11 protein-coding genes and 1 rRNA gene are annotated in these 15,252 nt (G+C 49.2%); 8 read left to right on the top strand and 4 right to left on the bottom strand.

Going from position 1 to position 15,252, the window contains the following annotated elements:
- Both IEY24_RS31745 and IEY24_RS31740 read right to left on the bottom strand, forming a co-directional pair.
- Window positions 1–63, bottom strand: a 16S ribosomal RNA gene (locus tag IEY24_RS31745); the annotation flags it as partial.
- Window positions 64–566: 503 nt separating this feature from the next.
- A complete protein-coding gene (locus IEY24_RS31740) occupies window positions 567–3,011 on the bottom strand; it encodes a ribonucleoside-diphosphate reductase subunit alpha (protein WP_188939325.1) in 2,445 nt (814 codons plus the stop codon).
- 425 nt (window positions 3,012–3,436) lie between these two features.
- On the opposite strand from IEY24_RS31740, the gene IEY24_RS31735 reads away from it, so the two are divergent.
- The 6 genes from IEY24_RS31735 to rimK all read left to right on the top strand — a co-directional run bounded on the left by IEY24_RS31735 (window position 3,437) and on the right by rimK (window position 8,650).
- Window positions 3,437–4,348 (top strand): sugar phosphate isomerase/epimerase family protein, encoded by a 912-nt coding sequence (locus IEY24_RS31735; RefSeq protein WP_188939318.1) that lies wholly within the window; start codon window positions 3,437–3,439, stop codon window positions 4,346–4,348.
- A gap of 130 nt (window positions 4,349–4,478) precedes the next feature.
- Window positions 4,479–4,721 carry a type B 50S ribosomal protein L31 gene (locus IEY24_RS31730; protein ID WP_188939317.1) on the top strand — a complete coding sequence of 81 codons (243 nt, stop codon included), beginning with the start codon at window positions 4,479–4,481 and terminating at the stop codon, window positions 4,719–4,721.
- A gap of 154 nt (window positions 4,722–4,875) precedes the next feature.
- Window positions 4,876–6,066: a putative sugar nucleotidyl transferase gene (locus tag IEY24_RS31725; RefSeq protein ID WP_188939316.1), complete on the top strand. Its 1,191-nt coding sequence runs from the start codon at window positions 4,876–4,878 to the stop codon at window positions 6,064–6,066.
- Window positions 6,067–6,101: 35 nt separating this feature from the next.
- On the top strand, window positions 6,102–7,220 hold the full coding sequence (locus tag IEY24_RS31720) for a DNA polymerase III subunit (RefSeq protein ID WP_188939315.1): 1,119 nt from the start codon (window positions 6,102–6,104) through the stop codon (window positions 7,218–7,220).
- Complete coding sequence (locus tag IEY24_RS31715; RefSeq protein WP_188939314.1) at window positions 7,217–7,693, top strand: ATP-dependent zinc protease family protein; 477 nt, start codon at window positions 7,217–7,219, stop codon at window positions 7,691–7,693. The genes IEY24_RS31720 and IEY24_RS31715 overlap by 4 nt, the downstream gene beginning before the upstream one ends.
- A 54-nt stretch (window positions 7,694–7,747) precedes the next feature.
- The gene (gene rimK / locus IEY24_RS31710) at window positions 7,748–8,650 is read left to right on the top strand and encodes a 30S ribosomal protein S6--L-glutamate ligase (protein WP_188939313.1); all 903 of its coding nucleotides are present in this window, start codon (window positions 7,748–7,750) and stop codon (window positions 8,648–8,650) included.
- Here the strand turns inward: rimK and IEY24_RS31705 are convergent.
- Window positions 8,647–9,726 carry a DUF2652 domain-containing protein gene (locus IEY24_RS31705; protein ID WP_188939312.1) on the bottom strand — a complete coding sequence of 360 codons (1,080 nt, stop codon included), beginning with the start codon at window positions 9,724–9,726 and terminating at the stop codon, window positions 8,647–8,649. The genes rimK and IEY24_RS31705 overlap by 4 nt on opposite strands.
- Before the next feature lie 166 nt (window positions 9,727–9,892).
- Between IEY24_RS31705 and hemC the strand changes: the two genes are divergently transcribed.
- Window positions 9,893–10,825, top strand: coding sequence for a hydroxymethylbilane synthase (hemC, locus tag IEY24_RS31700; protein WP_188939311.1), 933 nt, complete (start codon window positions 9,893–9,895; stop codon window positions 10,823–10,825).
- 69 nt (window positions 10,826–10,894) lie between these two features.
- Here the strand turns inward: hemC and IEY24_RS31695 are convergent, their stop codons facing one another.
- Entirely contained in the window at window positions 10,895–13,822 is a 2,928-nt protein-coding gene (locus IEY24_RS31695; protein WP_188939310.1) for a TonB-dependent receptor, read from the bottom strand.
- Window positions 13,823–14,179: 357 nt separating this feature from the next.
- Here IEY24_RS31695 and IEY24_RS31690 point away from each other — a divergent pair, with 357 nt between their 5' ends.
- Window positions 14,180–15,250, top strand: a complete 1,071-nt coding sequence (locus IEY24_RS31690; protein WP_188939309.1) for a sensor histidine kinase — start codon at window positions 14,180–14,182, stop codon at window positions 15,248–15,250.
- Window positions 15,251–15,252: the final 2 nt, after the last annotated feature.

Raw genomic sequence — 15,252 nt, 5'->3', positions numbered from 1 at the left:
GCCTTGCATGTATTAAGCCTGCCGCTAGCGTTCATCCTGAGCCAGGATCAAACTCTCCATTGTAAATTTTGTTGCAGTCTGGTTTCCGAAGAAACCGACCAATGTTTCTAACGAACCTATCTTCTTGCTCTCTTCATCATGTCAAAGAACTTTGCTCTGAATCTTCTCAGAACTAGTGGTACCGATCGTTTTCGTTACCGTTATTCCCGATTGGGAGTGCAAAAGTGCAGGGTTTATTTTTAACATGCAAGTGCTAGTCGCAAATATTTTGTAATCTTTTTCCCAAAATCTCACTAACCGATTGATAAACAAATTGCTACAACTCGAAAAAAATTGAAGTTTTTCCCCCTCCCTTTCTCACCCTATTTCAAGTGGCGGAAAGCTGATTCCAACACGTCCAATTTTTCCATTTATTAATACAACACAACCAGCAATGTATTACCACATCCCATTATGGAAAGTGGAAACGCTGGTGCCGCCAAGATTGAAAATACCAACGCCCGAAAATGAAAGAGGTGCCCGACCTATGATCAGACACCTCTTCGCTATTGTGATTTTAACCTTAATTACGATCCACAAGCCTCGCATCCTTCCGGATCGTCGAGGGAGCATTGCATGTCGGAGCGATTATCACGCGGCGCTGCAGGCTTGGCGTGCTCCTCCGCGTATTGCGCGTAGTTCAGTTCTTTCTCGGCCACCACGGCAATTGCAGGTTCGAGTTGCGGCTCGGCCTGTTTGCTGACGGTGAATTGAACCGGATCCGACGCCGCACGGGTACGCAGGTAATACATACCGGTTTTGAGACCCTTTTTCCATGCATAGAAGTGCATCGAAGTCAGCTTGCCGAAATTCGCCTCTTCCATGAAGATATTCAGCGACTGCGACTGGCAAATGAATGCACCTCTGTCTGCCGACATATCGAGTAGGCTGCGCTGCTTGATCTCCCATGCTGTTTTATAGAGCTCCTTGATGTTCTCCGGGATGTTCGGGATGGCTTGTACCGATCCGCTGGCGCGAACGAGGTTGTTCTTCATCTCCTCGCTCCACAAGCCTAGCCGCACAAGGTCTTTCAAGAGATACTTGTTCACAACCACGAATTCTCCCGACAATACCCTTCTTACATATATATTGGAAGTGAATGGCTCGAAGCATTCGTTGTTGCCGAGTATCTGGCTGGTTGACGCCGTTGGCATTGGCGCGAGCAGCAATGAATTCCGTACACCGTTTTGTACTACATCTTTTCTCAGCTTCTCCCAGTTCCAGCGCTTGCTCTCGGGTTTCACATTCCACATGTCGAACTGGAACACCCCTTGCGAGATTGGGCTGCCGGCCCAGGTTTCGTAAGGGCCGTGCTGCATGGCGAGCTCCATCGAAGCTTCCATAGATCCGTAATAGATCGTTTCGAAAATATCTTTGTTCAGCTGGCGTGCCTCATCGGAGTCGAATGGCATGCGCATCATACAGAATGCATCCGCCAGACCTTGCACCCCTATGCCGATCGGGCGGTGGCGCTTGTTACTCTTCTCGGCTTCCGGAACAGGATAGAAGTTTAGGTCGATAATCTTGTTCAGGTTGCGCGTTACCACTTTCGTGATCTCGTACAATTTCTGATGATCGAAGCGCAGGAACCCATCCGCCCCCTGCTCCACAAACTTCGGCAATGCGATGGAGGCAAGGTTACAAACCGCTACTTCGTCGGGAGCAGTATATTCGATGATCTCCGTGCAAAGGTTCGAAGACTTGATGGTACCCAGGTTTTGTTGATTGGATTTGCTGTTCGCATGATCCTTATACAACATATAGGGCGTACCTGTCTCAATCTGCGACTCCATGATGGCGAACCAGAGGTCTTGTGCCTTGATAGTCTTGCGCGCTTTGCCTTCACGCTCGTATTGTTCGTACAGTTTTTCGAATTCGTCGCTGTGCGTATCCGCCAGTCCCGGACATTCGTGCGGGCAGAACAACGACCAGGTGTCATTCGCTTCCACACGCTTCATGAACAAATCCGGAATCCACAATGCATAGAAAAGGTCGCGCGCACGCTGCTCTTCTTTCCCGTGGTTCTTTTTCAGATCCAGGAAATCGAAGATATCCGAATGCCATGGTTCTATATATATGGCAAAAGAACCTTTGCGCTTGCCGCCGCCCTGATCCACGTAACGCGCCGTGTCGTTGAACACGCGGAGCATCGGTACGATACCGTTCGATTGCCCGTTTGTTCCTTTAATATATGTACCCGTCGCACGCACGTCGTGAATGCTCAAACCGATACCGCCGGCCGACTGCGAAATCAACGCGCAGTTTTTAAGGGTATCATAAATACCATTGATACTGTCCTCCTTCATCGTCAGCAGGAAGCATGACGACATTTGCGGCTTCGGTGTACCTGCATTGAACAAGGTAGGCGTGGCATGGGTAAACCATTTTTCCGAAAGCAAATGATATGTCTCGATTGCGGCCTGAACATCCTCCTGGTGGATACCAATCGCTACACGCATGAGCATATGCTGCGGGCGCTCGACAATTTTCCCTTCAACTTTCAGTAAATACGACTTTTCAAGGGTTTTATAGCCGAAATAATCGTAGGAATAGTCGCGGTCATATATAATAGTAGAGTCGAGCAGCGACGCATGCTGCCGGATCACCTCGTAAACCTCCTTGGAGATCAACGATGCATTTTCACCGGTTTTGGCATCTATATATGTATAAAGACGCTTCATTGTAGCCGAAAACGACTTCAATGTGTTCTTATGGAGGTTTGAGATAGCGACGCGGGCAGCCAGGATTGCATAATCCGGATGCTTGGTGGTCATGGAAGCTGCGGTTTCGGCAGCAAGGTTATCCAGCTCGGCGGTTGTAACGCCATCGTAAATACCGGAAACAACCTTCTTGGCTACTTCCACGGGCTGAACATAAGCAGCGTCCAGGCCGTAGCTCAGTTTCTCTATGCGGGCAGTCACCTTGTCGAATTTCACGGATTCGCGGCGGCCGTCACGCTTTATGACATACATAGACATAGAATGTGGTGTTTGATAGAACGTTAGTGATGTATATTCTTGGAATTGGACTCGGAGGTGCAACTAAAAATCTCTTGAAATAACATTAAATTAATCACAAACGCAATCAGTATTTCGCTACAAAAACCGGGTTTATCGTCATAATACAAGTTATCAAATTGTTAAGAAACTAATAACTAGTTATTTACAGAAATTTAAATCTGAGAAAATTTTTTCATCAAAATGAGATTCAAAAATTTGCAAACATTTTTTCATTTTTTTTTAACTCCTTTTTTCGGAACTCCACTTTTCACATTGAAAATCAATATATTAGAAGTTATCAACTATTTAGAATAAATCTAATCTTGTAAACTTTACAAAAACTAACGCCTATCAATCCTGCATAAAATTTTAACTAACAGACGCTAAACAATATAATTATGAACACAATTATCGAACAAGCCGAACGTCGGACGTTCCTCAAAACCACCTCCGGAATGGTGGCTGGCCTTGCGCTGGGCGGATCGATTACCGAAGCCATGGCCAAAGCGGCCGGAAGCCCGGCTTACAACATTCCACTAGGCGTGTATGCGGCATACGACAAGGCCGAGTTTCTGAGAAAATCGGGATGTTCATATATAGAGGAGTCTGTCGCGGGCTTTCTGATTCCGGAAGGTGGCGATGCCGGCTACGAGAAGAACCTCCAACAACTGAAAAGCGAGCACTTTCCTATTAAGTCATACGTGATCCTGCTCCCGGCGAGCCTTAAGACGCTGGGTCCCGAAGCGAACCACGAGGCGATCCTCCAAAGAACGGAGACCGTATTGAAACGCGCCAAGGAATGCGGCTCACAATTTGTCGTATTCGGAAGTGGTGCTTCCAGAATCATCCCCGAGGGTTTCGACCGCGCGAAGGCGAAGGCGCAGCACATTGAATTAACCCAGAAAATGGCCCCGCTCGCCGAAAAATACGGGGTTACCATCGCCGTGGAGCCTTTGAACCGCGGAGAAACCAACTTCATCAACAGCCTGGCCGAAGGCGTTGAAATTGTGGATGCAGTTAAAAGCCCGCGCGTGAAGCTGCTTTGCGATATATACCATATGTTGAAGGAGGACGAACCTGCTTCCGAAATCGTTAAATATGGTAAGCATATTGTGCATTGCCATATTGCGGAGAAGGAAAAACGCACGCCACCGGGCGTGAAAGGCGACGATTTCAGGGCCTACCTGGGGGCATTGAAGAAAATCGGCTACAAAGGCGGGCTTTCGATCGAATGCTTCGTGTATACCGATTTCGAGAAGGAAGCTAAACGCGGCGTCGAAGTGCTCAAACAACAACTCAGTGAAGTTTAGTACATTAATTTCCGCCGTATTGCATTAATATTAAAAAAGATAGCGTTTCAATACTTGATTTACAAGTCAGGATTTTTTACTTTTGCAATCCTTTTGAAAACCGTATAGAAACAAATAATACCATATACCAATGAAAAAAGATATTCATCCCAATTACAGAGAAGTAGTTTTCTGGGATCTATCAAGCGACTTTAAATTCATTACTCGCTCTACCATAGAGACTTCTGAAAACGTTACCATGGAAGATGGCAAAAGCTACCCTGTGTACAAAGTCGAGGTTTCTTCGCAATCACACCCTTTCTACACTGGTAAGAACGTACTGGTTGATACAGCTGGTCGCGTTGACAAGTTCAGAAAGCGTTACGGAAAATAAGCGACGCATTGACTTTTTCCTGCGTGGTCGAACACAGCAGGACGACGAAAAAATACGGTGGCAGTCTCCCGACAAATATGTCCGGGAGACTGCTTCTTTTTTTGCCGTAACCAATAAAATGCCCGAACTTTGGCAGGCACATACGATTTAATTTATGCCCAGTACCATTCTGTTCGACGATCCCAAAATAAGAATCCAGCTTTTACCTTTTACCTATACAAGACCAGTCGCCGGCATCCGGTGCGGCATTCACACACTGGCCGAGAAATGGGCCGACAGATGCCACACCACGGTTTCGTTCCAAACGGAAACTTACCTTGCCGCCAAATTTCCAGAGCACACTTCGGGTGATAACCTGTATATCAACGGCGCGTTATGCCCGGATGAACATCTGACCGGCATTGTTAAAGGCTTACCGCACGGCAATGCACTCGTGTCCGATAAGGGCGAGATACTGGCCGTACGCACGTATGACGCCTGGAAAGCGTCGGAAGGCACCAAAAGCCTGTCGGTTGTGCAATATGCCGAGCCATTTACCATGGTCCGCAATGTGTGGGATATTTTTGGCCAGAATGGTGCGCAGATTAAAGCCGATTACGAACGCATTGTTTCCGTTAGAAAATCGGTAGGTATTAATGATCCGTTTACGCATTGCTATAAACAAGAGCATATTTTCGTGGAAGAAGGCGCGGTGATCAAAGCATCCATACTAAATGCGGAGAACGGCCCTATTTACATTGGTAAGAATGCATTGATCCAGGAAGGTTCGATGATCCAGGGGCCATTTGCCATCGGCGAAAATGGTGTTTTAGCGCAGGGAACGAAGATACGGCCGAATACGACCGTTGGACCTTCATCCAAAGTGGGCGGCGAAGTGAGTAATTGTGTGGTGTTTGGATATAGCAATAAAGGGCATGACGGCTACCTGGGTAATTCGGTTTTGGGAGAATGGTGCAACCTTGGGGCCAATACCAATAACTCGAATTTAAAAAACGATCACACGAACGTCAAGCTGCATAGCTATGCTACCAATACATTGGCTGATACCGGCCTGATCTTCTGCGGGCTGATGATGGGCGATTATTCCAAAGCAGGAATTTCGACCATGTTCAACACCGGGACGGTTGTTGGCGTAAGTGTGAACGTATTCGGCGCGGGATTCCAGGCCAAACACATCCCCTCTTTCTCCTGGGGCGGAGCGACCGAGGGCTATTGCGAATATCGTTTTGACAAAGCATTTGCCGTAGCGAGCGACACGGTGAGCCGCCGGGGAGTTCCATTCGGGAAGATAGAAGAAGACATTATGAGTGCGGTTTTGCAAGAGACCCAATCCCAGCGCAGCTAACAGGCTTTTACCCATTTATTAATTGATTTAAAATCGTGCTTTTCAGAGATATTCCGGGACTTGAAAATATCAAAGCGACATTGCGGCGCTCGGTCCGGAACAGCCATCTGGCCCACGCCCAGCTATTCGATTACCCCACCGGCGGCGCTGGCCTGGCCATGGCGCTGGCATTCTCTACCTATATTAATTGCGAAAACAGGAACGAAGAAGACGCCTGCGGCACCTGCGCGTCATGCGCGAAGATGAGCAAGCTCATTCACCCGGATTTTCATTTCATATTTCCCATTGCCACCTCCAAAAAAGTTGATGGTAAAACCAGTGAGGCATTCCTGCCGCTCTGGCGTTCATTTTTGCTGGAAAACCCCTACCGCGTCCTGCCCGACTGGCTCGACCACATCGGCGCAGACAACAAGCAGGGAAATATTTCGGTAGAAGAAGCACGCGGGATTTTGAGAAAATTGTCGGTGAAGGCCTACGAAGGCGAGTACAAAATCCTGCTAATCTGGAAGCCCGACATTATGAATGCGGCTTCTTCGAATGCCATTTTGAAGATTCTCGAAGAACCGCCTGAAAAAACATTGTTCCTTTTGATAAGTGACCAATCGGACAAATTGCTGACTACCATCATTTCGCGGACACAGCGTATTACCATTCCGGCATTCACGGATTCGGAAATCAAAACCTACCTGAAACAAAACGATGCGACCGATGCGATGGCCAACCAGGTAGCATTCCTGTCCGACGGAAACATGGCCGAGGCGCTGAAACTCGTTCAGGAAGAGCAGGATGACCGTTCGGCATGGTTTGCGGACTGGATGCGATCTTCTTATAAATTCGATGTGGCGCATTTGGTCAAACTCTCCGACAATTACGACGTCATGAGTAAGGAAAAGCAAAAAGGCCTGCTTGAATATGCATTGCGGCTGTTCAGGGATATGCTCGTGTGGAGCCACGGCGCTGGCGAGCTTTTGCGCGTTCCGCAGGAAGAGCTTACATTCGTGCAGAATTTTTCCAAAACCGTCAATTTTGAGTCGCTGGAAAGGATGATCGGGGAAGTGAATACGGCCTATTACCACATTGAGCGCAACGTGCGGGCCAAAATGGTGTTTCTGGACCTGTCGCTGACGGTCGCCCAGTTTTTTCAACGCAGATGAAACGTCCATTGGAAATTATCGGCGCGACCGATATGGCGGACTTACCGGAATTGGGCTGGCATAATGTACCTGTGCGAGTGGATTCCGGTGCGGCAACCTCTGCCATTCATTGTTCGCGCGTGAAACTTGTAGAAAAAGAAGGGAGCAAAGAGCTCCATATATACCTCGACGCCAAGCGGGGGGCACCTCAACATTTCTTTATAGTAACCGATTTCAAAGAAACCGTGATCCGGAATTCCTTCGGGAAGGAAGAAAAACGGTTCGTGATCAAGACACCGATCAGGCTCTTCGGCCGGAAAATACGTACCGAATTTTCGCTGGCCAACCGGCAGAAAATGAGCTACCCCATACTACTCGGGCGAAAACTGCTCAAAAACAGGTTCATCGTGGATGTTTCCAAAAAGAACCTGTCGGCGGCAAGGCATTCGCTGGCACCAACTCGTTCCCAAAAACTACCTCAAACCTCAGCTTAGGGTGCATAACCCTCGGCCACGGCCCCAACCTCCACATTTTCTAAAAACATTTTTATGAAAATCGCCGTATTATCCACCAATCCGGACCTGTATTCAACCAGGCGTCTGGTGGAGGCAATCAAACAAAAGGGACACGAAGCGGTTGTGATCGACCACGTCAAATGCTTTGTCATGATCGAAGGCGGCAAGCCGACCGTAATTTACAAAGGCAAGCCCCTCAGCGGTATCGACGCCGTCATTCCACGGATCGGCACTTCGGTAAATGCATTCGGCTGCGCGGTAGTGCGTCAGCTCGAATTGATGAAAATATTTACCACCGTAAAATCGCAAGCCATCCTACGCTCGCGCGACAAGCTGCGTAGCATGCAAGTACTCGCGAAGGCCGGTATCGACATTCCGAAGACGGTTTTTGCCAAAAATCCTGCGCAAGTCAACGAGCTCATTCATATGGTAGGCGGCCCCCCGGTGATCATCAAACTGCTGGAAGGCACACAGGGCGTAGGCGTGGTGCTCGCTGAAACGATCAAAGCTGCCAAATCGACCATCGAGGCATTCTACGGCCTGAGGGCCAACTTCCTGATCCAGGAATACGTGGCAGAGTCCAAAGGGGCCGATATCCGCGCATTTGTGATCGGCAATAAGGTGATCGCCGCTATGAAGCGCCAGGGCGCCGAGGGTGATTTCCGTTCCAACCTTCACAGGGGCGGCTCCGGCTGCATGATCGAACTCTCGCCCGAAGAAGAGCACACGGCTATTGCAGCGGCTAAGGCATTGGGCGTAAAAATCGCCGGGGTGGATATGCTGCAATCCGAGCGGGGGCCACTAGTAATGGAGGTGAATTCTTCGCCGGGACTTCGAGGCATCGAGGAGGTAAGCGGGATCGACATTGCGTCGCTGATCGTGTCTTATATTGAAGACAAGATTGTTACAGACGAGAGCGATACGGTCGGGGTTTAAAAATCAATCGGTAAGGTAATTTCCGGGAGCAGCCTTTCGAGATTGGCCAGCGATTTCCGGAATTCGGCTTCCATTTTATCCTTTTTGAAGAATCTGAACGAAAGTTGTTTTAAAGGATCTTTTTTGAGATAATATTCCAGACTGAGGCGCGTGCGGTTCTCGCTCAGCTTATCGAGCACAAAATAGAGCGCACTCGTGAACTTCTCATCGGATTCACTGAAAATGACCCGGGATTCGGGATCGTACGAAAATCCGCTGGCGTACATGACCGTTTCGCAGTCCTCACGGACGCACCGGTGGCGCGATCCCACACCCGGAATAAAATGATCCAGCTCTTCGATCGATTTCACACCATCCTGCCAGTGAGAACGCAGTTCCAGGTGACCGGAGGTAAAGAAAACTTTTTTGATATTCGCATCATATTCTCTTGAAACCGACACCATTTTGACCTTCTCCTTCGGTTCCAGCAATGGTGGTCTGTACGGTGGAATGCTGTCCTTCAAATAGCCTATCTGGGTGTATTGAAAAGGTATTTGCTCATTTTCGGTCGTTTTTGAGCCGGGCTGCCATTTCATACCGTCAGTAAAGTATTCGGGGTTTTGCCCGTTCAGCAGATTTTGGGTTACCAGCCAGTACTCATGCTGTTCGATATCATTTTTTAGCAGCTGGTGCGCCACGATAATATCCTTTCCAATCAGCTTTTTGAAATCCTTGACCTGATAAGTGGTAAACTCGCCATAATGTGCTACCACTTTCAATGTGAGGTTGATCGCCGAAATGCAGGACTTGCATTGGCAAAACCGGCGGTTGTCGAAGGCGATCAGGTATTTATGAAAATCACAGAACATCTTCTCGACTTGCCGGTACAGTGTTTCAAGCTCCGGTGCTTCCCCAAATTTGAAGAAAAGGATCGCATCGCCCTCGATCTCAGAGATTTCCAGGCCGATCTGGTTCGCATTCACAAGTGTTTCTAACAATTCCTGGATAATCTGCCGGCCATGCAGGATCTCGATTTCATGCATAAACTGCGTGAAGCCGCTGATATCGGGGATGAAGATGAGGCCTTTGGTTTCCATAGTGCTGATTTTGATTGTGTTAATTTACGGGTATTTTCTCTCTCAATCCACTAAAACCTGAGCCTAAAAAGGAGAATACGGGAACTGTAAGATTTCACGCGGCAGTTTCCCACTTATGGCATAACTTCGCCTTTGAGTTGATATCGTTTAGGATCATTTTATTACCATGCATATAAAAATAGGAACCCGCGGGAGTAAACTCGCACTTTGGCAGGCATATTATGTCGAGGAGCTGTTGCAACGGGGCGGTATTGAGACAGAGATCGTTATAATTGAAACAAAGGGCGACAAGATCCTTGACCGGTCGCTTTCCAAAATCGGTAGCAAAGGAGTTTTTACGGAAGAACTGGAAGATCAGCTTCGCAGCGGCGGGATCGATATCGCCGTCCACAGCGCCAAAGACTTGCAATCGCAACTGGATGACGCATTTGAAATCGTCGCATTCACCGAGCGCGAGCAGGCGAATGATGTGCTCGTCAGCCACGATACCACATTATCGCTGAAAAGCGGCGAGTCGTTTACAGTAGGAACATCGTCGACGCGCCGGGTAGCGGTTCTGAAACATTATTACCCGCATATCAAAACAGTGGATATGCGCGGAAACTTGCAAACCCGCCTCCGCAAGTTGGAGGAAGGCCAATGCGACGCCCTCCTGCTCGCTTACGCGGGCGTGCACCGCATGGAGTACGACGACAAGATAGCCGAGCATCTGCTTCTCGACGAGTTTACACCCGCAGTTGGCCAGGGCAGCGTTGCCATCGAATGCGCTGTTTTATTAGACGCTGAAAAGAAAAGCAAGCTCCGCGAACTACTCAACCACGAGCCAACCGAAACCTGCCTGCTTGCCGAAAGGGCATTCCTGAAACGCCTCCAGGGCGGTTGTAGTATCCCGGTTTTCGGTATGGCGACATTGCACGACGAGGAAATCCGGATGACCGGCGGGATCATCAGCCTAGACGGCAAGGAACTCATCCGCAAAGCCGAGAGCGGCGGGCATGCATTTCCACAGGAGCTGGGCACAGCACTGGCAGAAGAATTGCTCGCAGCCGGTGCCGACCGCATTCTGGCAAGCATTAAGCAGCAAAACGGCTCGCTATAAAACTTTGTTAAACGAAAGAAGCCCGGCTGATATCAACCGGGCTTCTCTCGTTTATGATACAATACTAGACTAGTCTTTCTTCGTCGAATCGGCCGGTGTGGCTGGTTTCGTCGGCAATGCGGTGGAATCTTGTTTCACCGGTGCAGTCGGCAATGCCGGGCGAGCGGTACTGTCGGGGCGAACTGCACTGCTGTCAGGACGTACCCGTGTTGAATCCGGCCTGAATTGTGTAGAATCACGTTTCATAGTCGAATCCGGGCGTGTTCCTGGCTGTCCGGGGAAGTTGCCCTGCCGAACCGGGCGGCCTGTGCTGTCGGCAGCGGGCCGTGCGCCCTGCGGGCGAGCCATTCCGGGAGCGCCTGCTCCCTGACCGCCACGTCCGCCTGCTGCTGGAATAACTGCCGGCGTTGGAGCACCACCTTGTGCGCCACCAGCACCTCCGCCAGCATCCATACCACCTCCGCCATCGCTTTTCTGGTCGTCGTTATTCACGGATTTTTTGCGGCGCGTTTTCTGCTCCACGAAAGTCATTTTACCAAAACGGTAAGAGAAGTTCACGCGGAAACCGCGGTTAAACAGGTAATTGGTGTTGTTCTGGGTAAATGTTTTCGATTCCAGGCTCGTCTCCATTTTGAACGACGGCGCCAGGAAGTTCTCCATGGCAAAACCGATGCTTCCGCGCTTGTTCTTGAAATCTTTGCGGATACCGAAATCGTACATTCTGAAACCGGCTTGCGTTCCCTGGAGCTGCACATCCCGCCCACGCATGAACCCACCCGCCTGCAAGCCCCAGCCGTTTTTGATGGTAAGGCTTGTCCGCATACGACCGCTCAACACGAAGCCGCTGTTGGAGTTCTGCAATGCTGGATCAGGGCTGTTGTTCGACAGATCGGCATAATAGAAGTCGAAACCGCCGCCCAGCTGCCATCTTTTGAAGAATGTCACGTTTCCGAAAATGTTGGCACCGTAGTTCTTTTTCGAGCCGATGTTGCCGTAAGTCGTCGTGATCACGCCCTGGTCGCTGGTAGTACGGATGCTTTCGATGGAGCTATTGGTGAACCGCGCAAATGTCGAAACGTTGATGTACATCGAGTTTTTGAAGAAGCTCGTACCCAATTCTACCTGATCGGTAAGCTCCGGCTTCAGATTTGGGTTACCCACTGTTACGTTCTGCGGGTTGGCAGCATTCAGGTTGGGGTTCAGGAACTGAATACCCGGGCGTTGCAAACGGCGGTTATAGGCCAGTTTAATGGTCTGCCCTTTCCCGAAAACCTGCGAGAGGTTAATACTGGGCACGAGGTTGCCGTAAGCCGGTAGTTTCAAATCACCCGCCTCGCCCTGTTGCGCGTCGATACTCGTGTATTCGTAACGCGTACCCGCCTTGACGGTAAACTTGCTTTTAGTAGTGTAAGTATAGGATAAATATCCGGCAGCGACATTCTGGTCATAGTTCAGATTACTGGCTGGTTGTGCTTGCCCAACCTCGCTGTAATAATCATAGTTACTCACAACCTGACGGAAAATTCCTTTACCACCGAGCTCTAACATCTGGTTGTCTTTGATAGGCGTCTGGTAATCGACCTGAACGGTACTTTCCTGGTTATGGCTGCTATTGTTATTACCCTGTGCCCCAAGCAGTTCCTTCAATTGCGTGTTATTCAATGAGTATACATCCGCATCGTAGTCGTTGGTCCGGTTGTTACGGCTGTACTGTGTTGAAATGCTCAACTCCTGGCCTGCTTTGCCCAATGTTTTCATGTAATCCACATTCACGTCCCAGGTACCGGAAAGATCCTTGCTGTTCACGTCGCGGAAGCTGGTTTTTGTCGTATCGTTTACCGTATTGTAAGTGTAAAGTTCCTGATCGACTTTCGCATTCCGCATTCCATAGCGTACACCGGCCGACAAAGATGTTTTAGCGTCGATCTCCCAGTCCCATCCGAAATTGTATGAACCGAAAGCCATTTTATTTTTAGAATCACTTGTCTGAAGAACCGAGAACGGGCTCAGTTTTCCAACCTGCTTATTCTCCGATTTACCCGGCATATTATAATTGAACCGGCCAAAACCACCGAGGCTGAAACCCATTTTGCCAACACGGTAATTGCCGCGCAAGCCAAGGTTCGAACCACGGTTACCAATACCCGTATCAAGGTTGAGCGTACCGCCCTGGATCGTGCTTTTCTTGGTGATAATATTGATAATCCCCGCAGACCCTTCGGCATCGTAGCGCGCAGAAGGCGAAGTAATCACTTCCACCGACTTGATCATATCCGCCGGAATCTGCTTCAATGCATCGGCCACACTCGTCGCGATAATGGTCGAAGGCTTGTTGTTAATCAACACGCGCACGTTGGAGCTACCGCGAAGCGAAACGTTACCATCGAGATCGACGGTCAGCATAGGCACCTTTTTCATCACGTCCGAAGCATCACCGCCTTTGCTGGTAATGTCTTTTTCTGCATTATAAACCAGCCTGTCGACTTTTTCTTCAATCATCTGCGCCATTCCCACCACTTCGACTTCATTGAGCTGAACCACATCCGGCACCAGCGTTACCGAACCCAGGTTCAGCTCCGTCTTCCGATCGATTTTTACATTATTGATCGTCTTCGTTTTATAGCCGATAAAGGAAATCAGGATCTTGAAGTTACCTGACGCCACTTTCGTGAGCGTAAATGCGCCCTTTTCATCGGTAGTGGTACCGTCGATAGGATTGTTGGTTTTGATATCCACCAAAGATAGCGCTGCAAATTCCACCGGTTTTTGGGAAGTCGAATCCACGAGTATGCCCGTGATCTTTCCACTACCTTTAGGAGTGTCCTCTGCCGTTCCCGGAATGACCGTCTGCCGCTGCCTGTCGCCGCCTCCACGGAAATCTCCTCCGCCGCCGCCCCGGCCTCCACCGCCTCCGCCGCCGCCCGGAAATTGGGCAAATGCTGCTGATGTTAGCCCTGAGAACACAGCCAGGAATGTTAGATGTAAAACAAGTTTCATGGTTGGGGTTTTAAAAGTGTACTTTTCGAATTTCAAAATAACAACCTATATCTCTGGGATAAAAAAGGAATAGATAGATAGGACGGATATGCCGATCAAAGGGCACTTTCAAACGATACAACCCTGGAAATGACGGGCGGTTCAGCAGCCGGGCCGCAAATCCACACCGGTTTCCAAACAAGGCTTATATATGCTACAAAAACCGCTCCCGATACCTGGTCCGTTAATAGATTGCCATGCACCGCCGGTCGGTATTCAGGGTACATTGATCGATTGGAATAGGTGGTTTCGTAAATTCCACGTAAGATTGCAGTGATGTGTTGCGTTCAAAGCACATTGAAACTAACTAATTGCTAAATGGATACGCGCGCCGCCCGGAAATACCCCCCGTTATTCCTCCATTTACTTGGATGGAGTTTTCTGGCCCTGTTCTTGATGTGGCAACCTCTCAGCTGGCAGATCGAATTCCCCGTCAGTTTCTGGATCAAACAAGCGGTATTGTTTACACTGCTGGTCGCAATATTTTATCTCAACTATTATTACTGGTTCCCCAATTTTCTGGCGAAAAACCGGTATTTAAGATTTATCCTTTTCAATATCGTGTCGGTTGTCATGCTGGCGGTTGTGATCGAACAAGTGAAGGTGGCCGTCAACCATGGCGAGCAAATGGACCGTGCATTCAAACTGGCGCGGGAAACGAACGGCGACAAAAAACGCCACGACAAGCTCGACTATTTCTCCCTGATGACCGCCCTGATGATCATCGGGCTCAGTACCAGCGTTGCCGCCGTGCGCACGGCGCAGCTCGACAAGCAGTACCGTCAGAACCTGGAAAAGGAGAAGATCAACTCCGAGCTCTCGTTCCTGAAAGCGCAGATCAACCCGCATTTCTTTTTCAATACACTAAACAACATTTATGCACTCACTGTGATCGACGTGGAAGCTGCGCGCGAGGCATTGCATAAGCTCTCGCGCATGATGCGCTACGTGTTGTACGAAACCCAGCACGGTACCGTATTATTGAGCCAGGAGATCGCATTTGCACAGGATTATATTCAGCTAATGCAGCTGCGCCTTACCGACAAGGTAACTGTGCACCTCGATCCGCCTAACCCGCTCCATGACGTTTCAATCGCACCAATGCTATTCCTACCCTTTATTGAAAACGCATTCAAACACGGAGTAAGCGCCGTCCAGCCGAGCCGGATCGACATTCAGATCCGCCAGGAAGGCCACAAGATTTTTGTAGAAGTGAAAAACACGCTGTTTACGGACAAAAGGGCCATTTTGGATGAAAGCAATGGCATTGGCCTCGCCAATACCCAGCGCCGCCTCGATTTACTTTACCCTGGAAAATACCAGTTGGAGGTAACCGAAAACAAAGAGGAAAAAGAGTTTGAAGTACACCTCGAACTGGAAACGACATGAGC

It is taken from the genome of Dyadobacter endophyticus, from assembly GCF_014641595.1.
GTDB classification, from domain to species: domain Bacteria; phylum Bacteroidota; class Bacteroidia; order Cytophagales; family Spirosomataceae; genus Dyadobacter; species Dyadobacter endophyticus.
Note: the sequence above shows the minus strand (reverse complement) of the source record. Positions and strands in the feature narration are given on the sequence as shown.